Genomic DNA, 18,725 nt, shown 5'->3' with positions numbered 1-18,725 from the left:
CGGCGGCGCTGCGCTTGCACGGACCTACGGTTTCGTAGGCCGGGTAAGGCAAGCCGCCACCCGGCAGCAAACCGCACAATCCGTACGCCGGGTGAGCGCAGCGCCACCCGGCAATAAGTTACGGTGTCACAATGTTGAACCAGAACTCAAACTTATCCATATAGCCCAGCATGGTATCCAGTTTCGCGCTGTCGCCGGTCACCTTCACCGCACCGCTCTCTTCAGCCTGTTTCAGGGTCGTCTCCTTGAGGATGATTTTATTCAGCGTGTCGCGATTAAGCGTAATGGTGGCATCCGCATTGGTCGCTTCGGCATTGGCGGTGTGGTTCAGCACGCCGTTTTCAAACTCCAGCTTGTATTTCCCGCCGTCGCTGCCCAAATCGATGTTGAACACCGCTTTGTCTGATCCCGCTTTTTCACCATTAATGTGCACCGCCAGATAGTCAAAGAACATCTCCGGGGTCATCGCCCGCACCGTATCCGGGCTGGCGGTGTTCGGCGTCGGGCCTTTCACCACGCCGTTACGCAGCTCCTGCGCGCCGGTGAGATAGAAGTTACGCCACGGGCCGGATTCTGCCTGATAGCCCAGCTGCTCCAGCGCATCCGCCTCCAGGTTGCGGGCTGCCTGGTTGTTCGGATCGGCGAACACCACTTTACTCACCACCTGCGCCACCCAGCGATAGTTCCCCTGGTCGAAGTCGGTTTTCGCCTTCTGCAGAATGGCGTCCGCGCCGCCCATGTACTCGACAAATTTCTTCGCCGCGTCTTCCGGCGGCAGCTCATCCAGGGTCGCCGGGTTGCCGTCGAACCAGCCGAGATAGAGCACGTAGGTCGCTTTCACGTCGTGGCTCACCGAGCCGTAGTAACCGCGGTTCGCCCAGGTGTGCGCCAGCGAGTCCGGCAGCTTGAAGTTGGCGGCGATCTCATCCCGGGTCAGCCCCTGATTAGCCATGCGCAGGGTCTGATCGTTGATATATCGATACAGATCGCGCTGGCTTTTCAGCAGGTTATTGACGTTCTCTTTGCCCCAGGTCGGCCAGTGGTGCTGTGCCATCAGCACCTCGGCCTTATCACCCCAGCGCACAATGGCTTCGTTGATGTATTTCGACCACGGCAGCGGCTCGCGGATCTTCGCCCCGCGCAGGGAGTAGGTATTGTGCAGGGTGTGGGTCACGTCTTCGGCCGATTCGATCAGCTTTTTCTCTTCGATAAACCACAGCATTTCCGACGGCGCTTCCGAGCCCGGCGCCAGCATAAAGTCATAGGTCAGACCGTCGATGGTCTCCTTCTGACCGTCTTTTTCGATGATATTGGTTGGGGCAATCAGGGTGACGGTCCCGGCGGAAGTGGTGGTGCCCAGTCCGGCGCCGACCTGACCTTTGGCATCCGGCTTCAGCAGGTTGCCGTACATGTAGCTGGCGCGGCGGCTCATCACGTTACCGGCCATAATGTTCTCTGCCACCGCGGCTTCCATAAAGCCGGCCGGGGCGTAGATTTTCACCTTCCCGGCTTTAACATCGGCTTCGTCCACCACACCGCGCACGCCGCCGTAATGGTCCACGTGGCTGTGGGTGTAGATCACCGCCACCACCGGTTTCTGCCCGCGGTTTTTAAAATAGAGATCCATCCCGATTTTCGCCGTTTCCGCCGACACCAGTGGGTCAACGACGGTGACGCCGGTAGTGCCTTCGATAATGGTCATATTCGACAGATCGAGGTTACGGATCTGATACACCCCGTCCGTCACCTCAAACAGGCCGCTGATATTAATCAGCTGCGCCTGACGCCATAAGCTGGGGTTCACGGTGTCCGGCGCTTTATCGCCCTCTTTAATAAACGCGTATTGCTGCGGATCCCAGACCACGTTGCCCTGTTCGCCTCTGATCACCTCCGTGGGGAGCGGGGCAATAAAGCCTTTATGGGCATCGGTAAAGTCGGTGTTATCGGAGAAGGGCAGTTGACTAAAGAGGGCGTTATTGGCTTGTTGGGTGGCGGCGGCGGCTTCTTTGGGCGCTTCTGCGGCATACGCAGGAATGCCCGCAGAAATAAAAAGCCCGGCGAGCGCAAGGCTTCTTGCTATCAAGTTGAATCTCATCCTGAAAACCTCTCAATGTGCATACAGCGGCGTAGGGGAAAACTTCGCGTGATGTCCAGAAAAACGTTTTAAGAAAGGCAACCCAGGCGGAAAGGGGTTGATTAACTATAGGCAAGAATATCTGTTCAGAAAATAAACTACTTAACGGAAATTTAATGTCTGTCCAGGTCGGCAAACATAGCGCCGCCCGGCTTTGCCCGGCGGCGCTGCGCTTGCACGGGCCTACGAAATCATGGTTTTGTAGGTCGGGTAAGGCGTAGCCGCCACCCGACACCGCAAACCGCACAGGCGTAAAAAAACCGGGCAATATGCCCGGTTGGTTGTTACTGCGCCTCTTTCTTCTTGCCCAAAGACGGGGTTTCGTCGAAGAAGTTCCAGGGTTTAAGCAGGGTATGCACCCACTCGGTCGGCATGATGGGCCACTCTTCCGCGCGCGCCACGTGGGTGGTGCCGGTGGTCATCCATACTACGTTATCCTGATTATCCAGCGACTCGTTGTCCTTACTGAACTGGCCCAGACCGGTGTCCTGGGTAGAGCGGTTCGGGAATTTCCCTTCCGGGTACATCTCGTTTGGATGGTAGCGGGTCACCCACAGCTGTTTATCCATAAAGCTCAGGCGGTGATAGATCCACTCGTCCGGGGCGAATTTCGCGCCGGTGGCGACCGGGTGCGTACCGCCCGCGTACGGGATGATCTGGTAAGAGACCGGGTTGCCCATGCGGTTCTCTTTGCTGGTGTTGCTCAGCAGACGAATGGTGCCCGGGTCAAACTTTTGCGCCGCCTGCTGCTCGGTATCAATGCTGTACTGATTGATCTGCAGGGTACTGGTACGTGGGCCGCCGGCGGTGTTCGGCTTCACCTCCGGATCCATCGCCACCAGGCTGTTGTTCGTGCCATCCACGTCCATATCCAGACGGAAGTTATAGATGTGCTGGTGGGTGGTGCCGACGATATTGTGGTCGATCAGGGTACCGTACTTTGTATCCTCTTTCGCGCTCGGGTCGTGCATGGTTTTCGCCGTCACGCCTTTCACCGCTTCGATGCCGGTTGCCCCGGCATCAATGCCGATGGTGCCGTTTTCATGGAAGATCCAGTCGAAGATGTAGTCGTAGTTCCCCACGGTGCTGATCCAGCGCACCACCAGCTCACGACGTTCGGTGCTGACGTTCGGCTGGTTCATCTCCTGGTGCTTATACTCCGGCCCGGCGTAGCGTTCGAAAATCGCCATCGCCCGTGGGATTTCCATTGGTGCCCCGGTGTAATCCGGGATGGTCTGATTCAGCAGCACGGCGTTGGACGGCACATCTTTACCGCGCACCAGCGGGGAGGTCAGGGTACCCATGCCGTAGTCGCCAGAGTCCAGATAGGCCTTGAAGTACCAGCCCACGTCCGGGTCGCCGTAAGGGACGATCATCCCGCCGAGCGATCCTTCGTACATCACCTGGCGTTTTTTGCCGTTGTCGTTAAAGGTGACGGTAGAGATGATGGGGCCAACGCGGGAGTCGAGGCTCAGGTGGAAGTCCCAGTTCTGCCAGTGGATCATGTTGCCGGTAATGGTGTAGTTCTTACCTTCCGGCTCGGTGATCTCCAGCGGCTTATGCGCGACCGGCTCGCGGTCGCGGCCGTCATAAGGGCGGGGCTCCATCGGCACCGGGACGATCGCTCCTTCTTCGATTTTGATAATTTTCTTCTCGACCAGGTCCACCACCGCGACCAGGTTTTCAATCGGGTGCGCCCAGTAGTTGCCGTCGCCAATATCCAGATAGCTCACCACTTTCAGCAGGCGATCTTCCTGCTTCAGGCCATCTTTACCGTCAAAATAGCCGACGGTCAGCGGGGTGGTCATCACCTTGCTCGGGTCGTTGATCCCGCGTTTTTTCAGCGCGTCGGCATACTCCTGGCTGCCGGTAACGATCTTCTGTACCGCCATAAAATCATCCAGCAGTACCATGCCGTGCGCATCCTTGATCGGCTCCCAGTGCAGGATTTTCTTATCTTTCAAATCCACCCGCGCTTCGATAATGAATTTGCCGTCCAGCATGGTGATATTGGCTTCACGCGGCGCATCCACCGCCGTGCCGTTCAGCACGAAGTCCCACACTTTGGCTTTGTCTGGCTCGGCCAGCGCAATCTGGGTAAAGCGGGTGTTGGGTTTGAAGTCCGGCGAGGCTTTCACAATCCCGACGGCCTGTTTAATTTCATCCGGGGATAACGCATTCAGCGGGTGCGGTGTCTTTTCCACCTGGAAGGTCTGGTCGAGGCCGGACTGGAACACATCGTTAACAAAGGTATCAGAGATCCAGGCCTTATTGTCTTTCATCACTAACGGCGCCTGTAGGGTGAGCGACTTGCCGTTGACGATGGCGGTATTCGCACCTGGCTTCACTTTGATGAAGGCCCCGTCTTTGGTGATGGTGTAGATCTGGGCATAGTCGTCCCATTTCACATCAGCGCCGAATTCGGTCAGGGTTTTATCCATCTCGACCATATGCGCTTCACCACCGTGAGCCAGCACCTGACCGGAAAAGAGACAAGCAACGGCCAGGGCCAGCGCCGTTTTACGTGGAGAAAAGATTGAGGAGCTTCCCATGATTAACCTCTGTTGTATGTGTTGTTATCCACTCGGGACCGCTGTTCTGCGCGCGGTTTATTCAATGCCAACATAGCAATAACGCTGTGCGTACCGTTTGCCTGCATTTGCCAGATGTTTTGTCAGATGTGCCAGAAGCCGGGTAACGTGCGCGACGTTACCCGGAGGGAGGGGGATCAGGCGTCAAAATCGCCGTGCTGACGGGAGACAAGAGTCAGGATGGAGTAAAGGGCCACCGGCTGCTGGTGCTGGTTGAAGATCTCCACCGACCACTCCACCACGCCGGTCGGTTTCTCTTCCGCCGTGCGCTGTTTCTTCAGCGTTTTGCGCTTGCAGGTCAGACGCACCTGGATGGTATCGCCCGGTTTAACCGGCTCAATAAAGCGCAGGTTCTCCATGCCGTAGTTGGCGATCACCGGCCCGACGCCCGCATCGACGAACAGCCCGGCGGCAGCGGAGATCAGGAAGTAACCGTGCACCACGCGCTCGCCAAAAATCGACTCCGCCGCGCCAATCTTGTCCATGTGGGCGTAGAAATGATCCCCGCTCAGGCAGGCAAAGTTGACGATGTCGGTTTCGGTCAGGGTGCGGCGCGGGGTCAGCAGGCTGTCGCCCGGTTGCAGCTCCTCGAAATATTTGCGGAACGGATGGACGCGATCCTCCTGCACCTGGGCGCCGCGCACCCACTGCTGGCTGATGGCGGCCAGCATGCTCGGGCTCCCCTGGATCGCGGTGCGTTGCAGGTAGTGCTTCACCGCCCGCAGGCCACCCAGCTCTTCGCCGCCGCCGGCGCGCCCGGGACCGCCGTGCACCAGCTGCGGCAGCGGGGAGCCGTGGCCGGTGGACTCTTTGGCCGACTCTTCGTTGAGGATCTGGATACGGCCGTGAGCGCGCGCGGCCCCGGCGATAAACTGACGCGCCAGGTGCAGATCGGCGGTCACCAGCGTTCCGGCGAGGCTGCCTTCCCCGGCGCGGGCCAGCGCCATGGCATGGTCGCGGGTTTGATACGGCATCAGGGTAGCCACCGGGCCAAAGGCTTCGGTGGCGTGCACCGCCGGGGTTTCATCCGGCTGTGGACAGAACAGCAGTGTCGGCGGGAAGAAGGCCCCGGCGGCGTGCAGGTCGGCTTTACCGCCCAACAGGGCCTGGCAGCCCGCCGTCACTAAGGCATCCACTTTCTCCTGCACGTCAGCGCGCTGTTCGGCATTGACCAGCGAACCCATCTTAATCCCTTCCTGCGCCGGGTCGCCAACAGCCACTTTTTCCAGCCGGGCGATCAGCGCCTGGCTGACGGCCTCCGCCTGCGCCTGCGGCACGATGATGCGGCGGATGGCGGTACATTTCTGTCCGGCTTTGGCCGTCATCTCCCGCACCACTTCACGGATAAACAGGGCAAATTCCGGCTGCTCCGGGGTGACGTCATCCCCCAGCACGCAACAGTTCAGGGAGTCGGCCTCCATGGTGAAGGGAATCGAACGGGCGACGATGTTCGGGTGTACGCGCAGCATCTGGCCGGTGACCGCGGAGCCGGTAAAGGTCACCACGTCCTGGCTGTCGAGCTGGTCGAGCAGATCCCCCGCACCGCCGCAGATCAGGCTGATGGCGCCGTCCGGCACCAGGCCGCTGTCGACAATCGCTTTCACCATCGCCTGGGTGACCTGGGCGGTGGCGGTGGCCGGTTTGATGATGGCCGGCATCCCCGCCAGCCAGGTCGGGGCCAGTTTTTCCAGCATTCCCCAGCACGGGAAGTTAAAGGCGTTGATATGGACGGCCACCCCGGATTTCGAGGTCAGGACGTGACGGGCGGCAAAACCACCCTCTTTCGACAGGGGGATCAATTCATCTTCCGGCCACAGGGTATCGTCCGGCAGTTCACGACTGCCGAGGCTGGCGAAGGTGAAGAGGGTGCCGATCCCGCCCTCGATATCCACCCAGCTGTCGGCGCGGGTCGCCCCGGTCTGGGCAGAGAGGGCATAGAACACCTCTTTCTGGCTCAACAGATGTTTTGCCACCGCTTTCAGCATCGCGGCGCGCTCGATGAAGGTCATGGCGTGAAGTGATTCACCGCCTTTCTCAATGGCGTAACGACGCGCGGCGGCCATATCCAGCCCTTCGCTGGTGACCTGCCAGAGGGTTTCGCCGCTGATGGCGTGCTGAATAGTGCGCTCACGGCCCCGGCCAGACTGCCAGGTGCCGGACAAAAAGCTGGCTAACTGCTGCATTTTTCTCTCCAGGTGGTTCGTTATTTCGCTATAGATAGTTTGATTATGAATCATAAAATGCAAGTGATGTTTTAATGATTTGTTAACATTGTGATCTTGTCTGGCTATTCCCGTTCCAGTTTTCCCACCACCAAAGGGGCTTCGCAAAAGGCTTGCGAGCCACATCACAAAATAAGCAAACACTCCTTGGGGTTATATTTAACCTTTGTGTAACTTTTAAGAAACGAAGTGATTCATCATTGAGTGGAATTTACTGTTTATACGAATCATAAGGGTGATGACGTGACGGAAGAACAACGCTTTGAACAGCGAATCGCGCAAGAGACGGCCATCGAGCCGCAGGACTGGATGCCTGACGCGTACCGCAAGACGCTGATCCGCCAGATTGGTCAGCATGCCCACTCCGAAATTGTCGGCATGCTGCCGGAAGGCAACTGGATCACCCGCGCCCCGACGCTGCGCCGCAAGGCCATTCTGCTGGCGAAAGTGCAGGACGAAGCCGGGCACGGTCTCTATCTCTACAGCGCGGCGGAGACGCTGGGCTGCGCCCGGGAAGACATCTACCAGAAGATGCTCGACGGCAAGATGAAGTACTCCTCCATCTTCAACTACCCGACCCTGAGCTGGGCCGATATCGGCGTGATTGGCTGGCTGGTGGATGGCGCGGCCATCGTTAACCAGGTGGCGCTGTGCCGTACCTCCTACGGCCCCTATGCCCGGGCGATGGTGAAAATCTGTAAAGAAGAGAGCTTCCACCAGCGTCAGGGCTTTGAGGCCTGCATGGCGCTGGCCCAGGGCAGCGAGGCCCAGCGCCAGATGCTGCAGGACGCCATTAACCGTTTCTGGTGGCCGGCGCTGATGATGTTTGGCCCGAACGACGACAACTCGCCGAACAGCGCCCGCAGCCTGGCCTGGAAAATCAAACGTTTTGGCAATGACGAGCTGCGTCAGCGCTTTGTCGACAACACCGTGCCGCAGGTGGATATGCTGGGGATGACCGTCCCGGATGCGGATCTGCACTTCGATGCCGAGAGCGGTCACTACCGTTTTGGCGAGATCGACTGGCAGGAGTTTGACGAGGTCATCAACGGCCGTGGCCTATGTAACCACGAGCGTCTGGCCGCCAAGAATAAAGCCTGGGAAGAGGGAACGTGGGTGCGCGAAGCCGCCCTGGCGCACGCAGAAAAACAACACGCCCGCAAGGTCGCGTAAGGGGAATCACGATGAGCAAAACATACTGGCCGTTATACGAAGTTTTTGTCCGCAGCAAACAGGGGCTGTCCCACCGTCACGTGGGGAGCCTGCACGCCGCCGATGACCGCATGGCGCTGGAAAACGCACGCGATGCCTACACCCGCCGCAGCGAAGGCTGCTCCATCTGGGTGGTGAAGGCGAGCGAAATCGTCGCCTCGCAGCCGGAAGAGCGCGGCGAGTTTTTCGATCCGGCGGAGAGCAAGGTCTACCGTCATCCCACCTTCTACACCATCCCTGATGGCATCGAGCACATGTGAGGTCGGGGATGAAAATGTTAACGCACTATGTTCTGCGCCTGGGTGATAACGGCCTGGTGCTCTCCCAACGTCTGGGGGCCTGGTGTGGCCACGCCCCGGAGCTGGAGATCGACCTCGCGCTGGCCAATATCGGCCTCGACCTGCTGGGCCAGGCGCGCAACTTCTTAACCTACGCCGCCGAACTGGAAGGGGTGGGCGACGAAGATACGCTGGCCTTCCAGCGCGATGAACGCCAGTTCAGCAACCTGCTGCTGGTGGAGCAGCCGAACGGCAACTTCGCCGACACCATTGCCCGGCAGTACTTTATTGACGCCTGGCACGTGGCGCTGTTTACCCGTCTGACCCAGAGTCGCGATCCCCAGCTGGCCGCCATTGCCGCCAAATCAATCAAAGAGGCCCGCTACCACCTGCGCTTCAGCCGCGGCTGGCTGGAACGCCTGGGCAACGGCACCGCCGTCTCGGCGCAGAAAATGCAGCAGGCGGTCAACGACCTGTGGCGCTTTACCGCCGAGCTGTTCGAGGCCGACGAGATTGACCAGGCCCTGGTGGCGGAAGGTATCGCCGTCGATCCCCGCAGCCTGCGCGAAGCGTGGGAAGCGGAAGTGTTTACCGGGCTGAACGCGGCGACGCTGAGCGTGCCGTCTGAGTCCGCCTACCGCAGCGGCGGCCGTAACGGGCTGCACACCGAACATCTGGGACCGATGCTGGCAGAGATGCAGTATTTGCAGCGCGTTTATCCCGGGCAGCAGTGGTAACGCAGGAGAGCACTATGCAACATGCCGTCGAACTCACACCCGCCGCCGTCCCGCAGATCTGGTCCCTGTTGAGCCAGATCCCGGACCCGGAGATCCCGGTGCTGACCATTACCGATCTGGGCATGGTGCGCAGCGTTACCCCGCAGGGTGAAGGCTGGGCTATCGGCTTCACGCCGACCTATTCCGGCTGTCCGGCTACCGACCATCTGATGGGGGCGATCCGCGACACGCTGACCACCCACGGCTATGCCCCGGTGCAGATCACCATCCAGCTCGACCCGGCCTGGACCACCGACTGGATGACCCCGGATGCCCGGGAGCGTCTGCGCCAGTACGGCATCAGCCCCCCGGCCGGTCATAGCTGCCATGCGCATCTGCCCGCCGAGGTGACCTGCCCGCGCTGCGCCAGCACCCGCACCACCATGATCAGTGAATTTGGTTCCACGGCCTGTAAGGCGCTTTATCGCTGCGACAGCTGCCGGGAACCTTTCGACTATTTCAAATGTATCTGAGGTCGCCATGACAACGTTTCATTCCTTAACGGTGGCAAAAGTAGAACCCGAAACCCGCGATGCGGTGACCATCACCTTCGCGGTTCCCCGGGCGTTGCAGGAGGCGTATCGCTTCCGTCCCGGCCAGCATCTGACCCTGAAGGCCCATCTCGCGGGCGAAGAGCTGCGTCGCTGCTACTCCATCTGCCGCAGCGTTCAGCCGGGCGAGATCAGCGTAGCGGTGAAAGCCATCGACGGCGGACGCTTCTCGCGCTATGCCCGGGATGAGATCAAACAGGGGATGGCGCTGGAGGTGATGGTGCCCCAGGGCCATTTTGGCTACCAGCCGCTGGCAGAGCGGGAGGGCTGCTACCTGGCGATTGCCGCCGGGTCCGGCATCACCCCAATGCTGGCGATCATCTCCAGCACCCTGAAAACCGAACCGAACAGCCAGTTCACCCTGATTTACGGCAACCGCAGCAGCCAGAGCATGATGTTTCGCCAGGCGCTGGCCGACCTGAAGGACAGCTACCCGACGCGCCTCCAGGTGGTGAACATCTTCAGCCAGGAGACGCTGGACAGCGAGCTGCTGCATGGCCGCATCGACGGTGAAAAGCTCCAGGCGCTGGCGAAACACTTAATCGACTTCAGCCAGTTTGACGAAGCCTTTATCTGCGGCCCGGCGGCAATGATGGACGAAGCTGAGCTGGCGCTGAAAGCGCTGGGGATGCCGGAAAAATCGCTGCATCTGGAACGCTTTAACACCCCGGGCACCAGCGTGAAACGCGCCCACACCGTGCAGGTGGAAGGGCAGAAAGTGACGGTGCGCCAGGACGGACGCGACCGCGAGATCGTCCTCACCGCTGACGACGAAAGCATTCTCGACGCCGCCCTGCGTCAGGGCGCGGATCTGCCGTACGCCTGTAAAGGCGGGGTCTGCGCCACCTGCAAATGCAAAGTGGTGCGTGGAAAGGTGGACATGGTCACCAACTACAGCCTCGAGCCGGACGAACTGGCGGCGGGCTACGTTCTGAGCTGCCAGGCCTTGCCGCTGACCAGTGACGTGGTGGTGGACTTCGACGCGAAGGGGATGGCATGAGCGACCTGATTATCACCCGTCAGGGGCGGGTGCTGCACCTGACCCTGAACCGCCCGGCGGCGCGCAACGCCCTGAACAATGCCCTGCTGAGCGAGCTGGCGACCACCCTCGAAGCCGCGGCAACCGATAGCGAGGTTTCGGTGTGCGTAATTACCGGCAACGAACGCTGCTTTGCTGCCGGGGCCGATCTCAACGAGATGGCCGAAAAAGATCTGGCCGCCACCCTGAACGACATTCGCCCGCAGCTGTGGGCGCGGATCAACGCCTTCAGCAAACCGCTGATTGCCGCCGTCAACGGCTACGCGCTGGGCGCGGGCTGCGAGCTTGCGCTGCTGTGTGATGTGGTGATTGCCGGGGAAAACGCCCGTTTCGGTCTGCCGGAAATCACGCTGGGCATTATGCCGGGCGCGGGCGGGACCCAGCGCCTGATCCGCAGCGTCGGCAAATCCCTCGCCAGCAAAATGGTGTTGACCGGCGAAAGCATCACCGCCCGTCAGGCCCTGGCCGCGGGCCTGGTGAGCGACGTTTATCCCGAATCCCTGACCCTGGAATATGCCCTCCGGCAGGCAGGGCTGATGGCGCGCCACTCGCCGCTGGCATTGCAGGCGGCGAAGCAGGCGTTACGCCAGTCTCAGGAGGTGGCCCTGCAGGCCGGGCTGGCCCAGGAGCGTCAGCTCTTTACCCTGCTGGCGGCCACCGACGATCGCCGGGAAGGGATCGCCGCCTTCCTGCAAAAACGCACCCCCGAATTTAAAGGACGCTAATCATGGATTTCATTCTGAGTCACGTTGAGCAGGGGGTCATGACGATCACCCTGAACCGCCCGGAGCGTCTCAACAGCTTTAACGAGGAGATGCATCAGCAGCTGGCGGCGTGCCTGACCCAGGCCGAGCGCGACGACAGCATCCGCTGCCTGCTGGTGACCGGGGCCGGGCGCGGCTTTTGCGCCGGGCAGGATCTTAACGACCGCAACGTCGACCCGAACAGCCCCGCGCCGGACCTCGGGATGTCGGTGGAGAAATTTTACAACCCGCTGGTTAAGCGCCTTGCAAAACTGCCTAAGCCGGTGATCTGCGCGGTCAACGGCGTGGCCGCCGGAGCCGGTGCCACCCTGGCGCTGGGCTGCGATATCGTCATTGCCGCCCGCTCGGTGAACTTTGTGATGGCCTTCAGCAAGCTCGGTCTGGTGCCGGATTCCGGCGGGACCTGGCTGCTGCCGCGCCTGACCGGCCGCGCCCGGGCCATGGGCCTGGCCCTGCTGGGGGAGAAAATCAGCGCCGAGCAGGCCCATGCCTGGGGAATGATCTGGCAGGTGGTGGATGACGCCGAACTCACCGACACCGCCCGCCAGCTGGCCGTGCATCTGGCATCGCAGCCAACCTTTGGCCTGGGGCTGATCAAGCAGGCGATCAACGCCGCCGAAACCAACACCCTTGATGCCCAGCTGGATCTGGAGCGCGACTATCAGCGCCTGGCCGGACGCAGCGCCGACTACCGTGAAGGCGTCAGCGCCTTCCTCAACAAACGTGCGCCGCAGTTTACGGGGAAATAAGATGACGACAATTCATACCGTGGCGGTGATTGGCAGCGGCATCATGGGGGCCGGGATCGCCGAAGTGGCGGCCAGCTACGGCCATCCGGTGCTGGTGTATGACATCAATGCCGACGCGATTTCCCGCGCCATCGACGGGATCCGCACCCGGCTTGAGTCCCGCGTGGCGCGCGGCAAGCTGAGCGCTCAGGCGAGCGAGCAGACGCTCCAGCGCCTGATGCCGGTGACCGATATTCACGCCCTGGCGGCGGCCGACCTGGTGATCGAAGCCGCCTCCGAGCAGATGGCGGTCAAAAAAGCGCTCTTTGCCGAACTGGCTGAGATCTGCCCGGCCAACACGCTGCTGACCAGCAATACCTCCTCTATTTCCATTACCGCCATTGCCGCCAACCTGCGCCACCCCGAGCGCGTGGCCGGGCTGCACTTCTTTAACCCGGCCCCGGTGATGAAGCTGGTGGAGGTGGTGAGCGGGCTGGCGACCTCCGGCGAAGTGGTGGAACAGCTGAGCCAGCTGGCGGTGAACTGGGGTAAACAGCCGGTGCGCTGCCAGTCCACCCCGGGCTTTATCGTCAACCGCGTGGCGCGTCCGTACTATGCCGAAGCCTGGCGGGCCCTGGAAGAGCAGGTTGCCGCCCCGGAAGTTATCGACGCCGCGCTGCGCGACGGCGCGGGCTTCCCGATGGGGCCGCTGGAGCTGACCGACATGATCGGCCAGGACGTTAACTTCGCCGTCACCTGTTCGGTATTCAACGCCTTCTGGCAGGAGCGCCGTTTTCTGCCGTCGCTGGTGCAGCAGGAGCTGGTCCTGGCCGGGCGCTTCGGCAGGAAGAGCGGTCAGGGTGTCTACAGCTGGCGCAACGAGAAGCCTGCCGTGAACTGGCTGGAGCCCGTCAGCGATACCTACAGTGCGATGCAGGACCAGCGGAGAAGTGACGGTGTCACCGAAATTGACGGCCTGCTGCTGATCGAGACCCAGGGCGAGACCGCCCAGATGCTGGCGAACCGTTACGGCCAGCCGGTGGTGGTGTGCGATCGTCAGGAAGGGGATGTCGCCGTCATTGCGGCTGCGGCCAGCAATCCGGCCTCCGCCACCCTGAAAGCGGTGTGGCACCTGCAACAGCAGGGCAAGCGCGTCCTGCAGGTGGCCGATTATCCCGGCCTGCTGATCTGGCGCACGGTGGCGATGATCGTCAACGAAGCGCTCGATGCCCTCCAAAAAGGGGTTGCCAGTGAACAGGATATCGATACCGCCATGCGCCTCGGAGTGAACTACCCGCGCGGCCCGCTGGCCTGGGGAGAACAGCTTGGCTGGCAGCGTCTGCTGCGCCTGCTGGAAAACCTGCAACGCCACTACGGTGAAGAACGCTATCGCCCGTCATCCCTGCTGCGCCAGCGTGCGCTTCTGGAGAGTAGCTATGAGTCATAACGCCTGGCGCAACGCCCACGCCATGTATGAAAACGATGCCTGCGCCCAGGCCTATGGCATCGACATTATTGAGATGGATGAGGGCATGGCAGTACTGACCATGACCGTCACGCCGCAGATGCTCAACGGCCATAAAAGCTGCCACGGCGGCCAGCTGTTTACCCTTGCTGACACCGCCTTCGCCTACGCCTGTAACAGCCAGGGGCTGGCGGCGGTGGCCTCGGGCTGCACCATCGATTTTGTGCGTCCGGCCTTTGCCCACGACAGGCTCACCGCCACCGCGCAGGTGCGCCATCAGGGGAAACAGACCGGCGTGTACGACATTGAAATTGTTAACCAACAGCAGAAAACCGTTGCCCTGTTCCGTGGGAAATCCCACCGCATCGGCGGCACTATTACAGGAGAAGCATAATGCGTGACGCCTTTATTTGTGACGGGATTCGTACCCCCATCGGCCGCTATGCCGGGGCATTGTCCGGCGTGCGCGCGGACGATCTGGGCGCTATCCCGCTGCGCGAGCTGCTGGTGCGTAACCCGGGGCTGGACGCGGAACGTATTGATGACGTGATTTTTGGCTGCGCCAACCAGGCGGGGGAGGACAACCGCAACGTGGCGCGAATGTCCCTGCTGCTGGCCGGGCTGCCGGAGACCGTCTCCGGCACTACGCTGAACCGCCTGTGCGGCTCCGGCCTCGATGCGCTGGGCTTTGCCGCCCGCGCCATTCGTGCCGGTGATGGCGACCTGATGATTGCCGGTGGCGTGGAGTCGATGTCCCGCGCGCCCTTCGTGATGGGCAAAGCCACCAGCGCCTTCCAGCGTCAGAATGAGATTTTTGATACCACCATCGGCTGGCGTTTTGTGAACCCGCTCATGGCCCAGCAATTCGGTTCTGACAGCATGCCGGAAACGGCAGAGAATGTAGCAGAATTGTTACGGATTTCCCGCGAGGACCAGGACGCCTTTGCTTATCGCAGCCAGCAGCGCACCGCCCAGGCCCAGGCCAACGGCATCCTGGCCCAGGAGATCGTCCCGGTGATGATTAAAGGCAAAAAAGGGGCAGTGACCGAAGTCATGCATGACGAGCATCTGCGCCCGGACACCACCCTGGAGATGCTGGCCGGGCTGAAAGCGCCGTTCCGCGCCGGGGGCGTGGTCACCGCAGGTAACGCTTCCGGGGTGAACGACGGCGCTGCGGCGCTGATCATCGCCAGCGAAGAGATGGCGGCAGCGCAGGGCTTAACGCCGCGTACCCGCATCGTGGCGATGGCGACTGCCGGTGTTGAACCGCGTCTGATGGGGCTGGGCCCGGTGCCTGCCACCCGCCGCGTGCTGGAGCGCGCCGGTCTGAGCATCAACGATATGGACGTTATCGAACTGAACGAAGCCTTTGCTTCGCAGGCGCTGGGCGTGCTGCGCGAGCTGGGGCTGCCGGACGATGCTACCCATGTGAACCCTAACGGGGGCGCCATTGCCCTGGGCCATCCGCTGGGAATGAGCGGGGCCCGTCTGGCGCTGGCCGCCAGCAACGAGCTGCATCGTCGTAAAGGGCGCTATGCGCTCTGCACGATGTGCATTGGTGTCGGTCAGGGCATTGCCATGATCCTTGAGCGTGTCTGAACAATTATAAAAAGTGAGTACCCTACAATGACAATCACAATGACAGCAGCGACAACGACAACGACAGCGGCCACTCAGCTTGACCCGATCGAAACCGCCTCCCTGGATGAGCTGCAGGCCCTGCAAACCCAGCGCATGAAGTGGACGCTGGAACACGCCTATAACAACGTCCCGATGTACAAACGCAAGTTTGATGCGGCGGGGGTCCATCCTGACGATTTCAAAGAGCTCGCGGACATTCGCAAGTTCCCGTGCACCACCAAACAGGATCTGCGTGACAACTATCCGTTCGACACCTTCGCGGTGCCGATGGAGCAGGTGGTGCGTATTCACGCCTCCTCGGGCACCACCGGGAAACCGACCGTGGTCGGCTACACGCAAAACGATATTGATAACTGGGCCAACATTGTGGCTCGCTCCCTGCGCGCCGCCGGTGGCAGTGCGAAGGACAAAATTCACGTTGCCTACGGCTATGGCCTGTTCACCGGCGGCCTGGGTGCGCATTACGGTGCCGAGCGTTTAGGCGCGACGGTGATCCCGATGTCCGGCGGCCAGACCGAGAAACAGGCCCAGCTGATCCGCGATTTCCAGCCGGATATGATCATGGTGACGCCATCCTACTGCCTGAACCTGATCGAAGAGCTGGAGCGCCAGATGGGCGGCGATGCCAGTAAATGTTCCCTGCGCGTCGGCGTCTTTGGCGCCGAGCCCTGGACCCTGGCGATGCGCCGTGAAATCGAGAAGCGCCTTGGGATCACCGCGCTCGACATCTACGGCCTGTCCGAAGTGATGGGCCCGGGCGTGGCGATGGAGTGTATCGAAACCGCCGACGGCCCGACCATCTGGGAAGATCACTTCTACCCGGAGATCGTCAACCCGAACGACGGCACGCCGCTGGCCGACGGTGAGCAGGGCGAACTGCTGTTCACCACCCTGACCAAAGAGGCGCTGCCGGTGATCCGCTACCGCACCCGCGACCTGACCCGCCTGCTGCCGGGCACCGCCCGCACCATGCGCAGGATGGATCGCATCAGCGGTCGCAGCGACGATATGCTCATCATCCGCGGCGTAAACGTCTTCCCGTCCCAGCTGGAAGAGGAGATCGTCAAGTTCGAACATCTGTCGCCGCACTACCAGCTGGAGGTGAATCGCCGGGGCCATCTTGATTCGCTTTCGGTGAAGGTGGAGCTGAAAGAGAGCAGCCTGACGTTGACCCACGAACAGCGTTGCCACGTGTGCCATGAGCTGCGCCACCGCATCAAATCGATGGTGGGGATCTCCACCGACGTAACCATTGTGAACTGCGGCAGCATCCCGCGTTCCGAAGGCAAAGCCTGCCGCGTCTTCGACCTGCGCAAGGCCGCCGCCAACGGCTAACCCCCGCCTGCTGACCCTCTCCGTATTGGGGAGGGTCAGGCTTTTAGCGCTATGCTATGATTCATCCGGAATAATAATCACAACAGAATGAATCACATGAGTAAACTCGACGCCTTTATTCAGCACGCGGTCAGCTCCGTTCCCGTCAGCGGCACGTCGTTGATCTCCTCCTTGTACGGTGATGCGCTCTCCCATCGCGGCGGGGAAGTCTGGCTGGGTAGCCTGGCGGCCCTGCTGGAAGGGATGGGATTTGGCGAGCGCTTCGTGCGCACCGCGCTGTTCCGCCTGAACAAGGAGGGCTGGCTGGATGTGATCCGCATCGGCAGACGCAGCTTTTACCGGCTAAGCGACAAAGGGCTGCGCTTGACCCGGCGAGCAGAGGCGAAAATTTATCGCGCCGAGCTTCCGGCCTGGGACGGCAAATGGCTGCTGCTGCTGTCCGAAGGGATGGACAAAGCCACGCTGGCGGATGTGAAAAAACAGCTCATCTGGCAGGGCTTCGGCACTCTGGCGCCCAGCCTGATGGCTTCGCCGTCGCAACAGCTGGCGGACGTACAGACCCTGCTGCACGAGGCGGGCGTGGCCGAGAACGTGATCTGCTTTGAGGCGCACTCGCCGCTGGCGCTCTCCCGCGCCGCGCTGCGCTCGCGGGTGGAGGAGTGCTGGCAGCTCAGCGAGCAGAACGTCATGTATGAAACCTTCATCGATTCGTTCCGGCCGCTGCTGCCGCTGCTGCGTGAAGCCACCCCGGAGGAGCTGACGCCGGAACGCTGCTTCCAGATCCAGCTTTTACTGATCCATTTTTACCGCCGGGTGGTGCTCAAGGACCCGCTCCTGCCGGAAGAGTTACTCCCATCGCACTGGGCAGGCCAGACGGCCCGCCAGCTGTGCATCAACATTTATCAGCGCGTGGCGCCAGGCGCGCTGGCGTTTGTCAGTGATAAAGGGGAGACCAGCGTTGGCGAACTGCCATCGCCGGGCTCTTCATACTGGCAACGCTTCGGCGGCCTGACGCCTGCGTAAAGGAGGTAATGTGCCTGTATATCAAATCGATGGGATGACCCCGGTCGTTCCGCCAGAGAGTTATGTCCACCCGACCGCGGTGCTGATTGGCGATGTGATCCTCGGCAAGGGCGTCTACGTGGGGCCCAACGCCAGCCTGCGCGGTGATTTTGGCCGTATTGTGGTGAAGGACGGGGCCAATATTCAGGATAACTGCATCATGCACGGTTTCCCGGAACAGGACACGGTGGTGGAGGAAGAGGGGCACATCGGTCATGGTGCCATTCTGCATGGCTGCATCATCCGCCGGAATGCGCTGGTGGGGATGAATGCGGTGATCATCGACGGGGCGGTGATTGGCGAAAACAGCATTGTCGGCGCCGCCGCGTTTGTGAAAGCGAAAGCGGAAATGCCAGCCGACCATCTGATCATCGGCAGCCCGGCCAAAGCGATTCGCGTCCTGAGCGAGCAGGAAAAAGAGTGGAAGAAGCAGGGCACCCGGGAGTATCAGACGCTGGTTGAACGTTGCAAACAGACGATGCACCAGGTCGAGCCGCTGCACGAGGTGGAGCCGGATCGTAAGCGGCTGGTGTTTGATGAGAATCTGCGCCCGAAATCGTCCAGCTGAGCGGCTAAACGCCTTACCAAACGAGATCCCGATCACGTAATTATCTGTTTTAATGATATTAAACAATAAAATATAACAGTGCGTGATTCGGGTGTTGACAGTGCATCTATAATGAGTAAATTAGAACTCAGCACCAGAGAGAAATAAATGCTTAACGGTGCGGTAATAAAGCAGTAATGAGATGCGATAAAGGCCACGAAGTAGTGTAGTTTGGGTCCTGGTAATAAGTAAACGCCAGTGTGAACACGCTTTCAGGCCATGCAGTAAATCAGTACGATCGCATGATGGGGAAGTCAACGCGATGATGTAAGGCCTTGTTTCAAAGAGTAATGGTCGCGATCCGGGGACGTAAGTATGGC

At 60.8% G+C, this 18,725-nt stretch carries 16 protein-coding genes; 13 read left to right on the top strand and 3 right to left on the bottom strand.

The genetic code is table 11. The features are described 5' to 3' along the window. Positions 1-118: 118 nt before the first annotated feature. The 3 genes from ES815_RS21710 to paaZ form a co-directional block, all read right to left on the bottom strand. The gene (locus tag ES815_RS21710; protein ID WP_142489676.1) at positions 119-2,095 is read right to left on the bottom strand and encodes an alkyl/aryl-sulfatase; all 1,977 of its coding nucleotides are present in this window, start codon (positions 2,093-2,095) and stop codon (positions 119-121) included. 323 nt (positions 2,096-2,418) lie between these two features. Next, positions 2,419-4,686, bottom strand: a complete 2,268-nt coding sequence (tynA, locus tag ES815_RS21705; protein WP_142489675.1) for a primary-amine oxidase — start codon at positions 4,684-4,686, stop codon at positions 2,419-2,421. Positions 4,687-4,862: 176 nt separating this feature from the next. Then, positions 4,863-6,908, bottom strand: a complete 2,046-nt coding sequence (gene paaZ / locus ES815_RS21700) for a phenylacetic acid degradation bifunctional protein PaaZ (RefSeq protein WP_142489674.1) — start codon at positions 6,906-6,908, stop codon at positions 4,863-4,865. 282 nt (positions 6,909-7,190) lie between these two features. Here paaZ and paaA point away from each other — a divergent pair, with 282 nt between their 5' ends. From paaA to paaY, 13 genes are all read left to right on the top strand, one after another. Then, on the top strand, positions 7,191-8,120 hold the full coding sequence (paaA, locus tag ES815_RS21695; RefSeq protein ID WP_260609645.1) for a 1,2-phenylacetyl-CoA epoxidase subunit PaaA: 930 nt from the start codon (positions 7,191-7,193) through the stop codon (positions 8,118-8,120). A gap of 11 nt (positions 8,121-8,131) precedes the next feature. Then, entirely contained in the window at positions 8,132-8,419 is a 288-nt protein-coding gene (gene paaB, locus ES815_RS21690) for a 1,2-phenylacetyl-CoA epoxidase subunit PaaB (RefSeq protein ID WP_032611057.1), read from the top strand. Between the two features lie 8 nt (positions 8,420-8,427). Further along, positions 8,428-9,174: a 1,2-phenylacetyl-CoA epoxidase subunit PaaC gene (paaC, locus tag ES815_RS21685; RefSeq protein ID WP_142489672.1), complete on the top strand. Its 747-nt coding sequence runs from the start codon at positions 8,428-8,430 to the stop codon at positions 9,172-9,174. Between the two features lie 14 nt (positions 9,175-9,188). Then, positions 9,189-9,686: a 1,2-phenylacetyl-CoA epoxidase subunit PaaD gene (gene paaD, locus ES815_RS21680; RefSeq protein WP_142489671.1), complete on the top strand. Its 498-nt coding sequence runs from the start codon at positions 9,189-9,191 to the stop codon at positions 9,684-9,686. A 7-nt stretch (positions 9,687-9,693) separates the two neighbouring features. After that, positions 9,694-10,764 carry a 1,2-phenylacetyl-CoA epoxidase subunit PaaE gene (gene paaE / locus ES815_RS21675; RefSeq protein WP_142489670.1) on the top strand — a complete coding sequence of 357 codons (1,071 nt, stop codon included), beginning with the start codon at positions 9,694-9,696 and terminating at the stop codon, positions 10,762-10,764. Further along, the gene (gene paaF / locus ES815_RS21670) at positions 10,761-11,528 is read left to right on the top strand and encodes a 2,3-dehydroadipyl-CoA hydratase PaaF (RefSeq protein ID WP_142489669.1); all 768 of its coding nucleotides are present in this window, start codon (positions 10,761-10,763) and stop codon (positions 11,526-11,528) included. The genes paaE and paaF overlap by 4 nt, the downstream gene beginning before the upstream one ends. Next, entirely contained in the window at positions 11,528-12,316 is a 789-nt protein-coding gene (gene paaG, locus ES815_RS21665; protein WP_142489668.1) for a 2-(1,2-epoxy-1,2-dihydrophenyl)acetyl-CoA isomerase PaaG, read from the top strand. The genes paaF and paaG overlap by 1 nt, the downstream gene beginning before the upstream one ends. A gap of 1 nt (position 12,317) precedes the next feature. Then, positions 12,318-13,742, top strand: coding sequence for a 3-hydroxyacyl-CoA dehydrogenase PaaH (gene paaH / locus ES815_RS21660; protein ID WP_142489667.1), 1,425 nt, complete (start codon positions 12,318-12,320; stop codon positions 13,740-13,742). Continuing rightward, positions 13,732-14,154 carry a hydroxyphenylacetyl-CoA thioesterase PaaI gene (gene paaI, locus ES815_RS21655; protein WP_142489666.1) on the top strand — a complete coding sequence of 141 codons (423 nt, stop codon included), beginning with the start codon at positions 13,732-13,734 and terminating at the stop codon, positions 14,152-14,154. The genes paaH and paaI overlap by 11 nt, the downstream gene beginning before the upstream one ends. Further along, entirely contained in the window at positions 14,154-15,359 is a 1,206-nt protein-coding gene (gene pcaF / locus ES815_RS21650) for a 3-oxoadipyl-CoA thiolase (RefSeq protein ID WP_142489665.1), read from the top strand. Before paaI ends, pcaF begins: the two co-directional genes overlap by 1 nt. Positions 15,360-15,398: 39 nt before the next feature. Then, positions 15,399-16,736, top strand: a complete 1,338-nt coding sequence (gene paaK, locus ES815_RS21645; RefSeq protein WP_142489664.1) for a phenylacetate--CoA ligase PaaK — start codon at positions 15,399-15,401, stop codon at positions 16,734-16,736. Positions 16,737-16,823: 87 nt separating this feature from the next. Continuing rightward, positions 16,824-17,759 (top strand): phenylacetic acid degradation operon negative regulatory protein PaaX, encoded by a 936-nt coding sequence (gene paaX / locus ES815_RS21640; protein WP_142489663.1) that lies wholly within the window; start codon positions 16,824-16,826, stop codon positions 17,757-17,759. A gap of 10 nt (positions 17,760-17,769) precedes the next feature. Next, positions 17,770-18,366, top strand: coding sequence for a phenylacetic acid degradation protein PaaY (gene paaY / locus ES815_RS21635; protein WP_142489662.1), 597 nt, complete (start codon positions 17,770-17,772; stop codon positions 18,364-18,366). Positions 18,367-18,725 lie beyond the last annotated feature (359 nt).

It is taken from the genome of Leclercia adecarboxylata (genome assembly GCF_006874705.1).
GTDB lineage: Bacteria > Pseudomonadota > Gammaproteobacteria > Enterobacterales > Enterobacteriaceae > Enterobacter > Enterobacter adecarboxylatus_C.
Note: the sequence above shows the minus strand (reverse complement) of the source record. Positions and strands in the feature narration are given on the sequence as shown.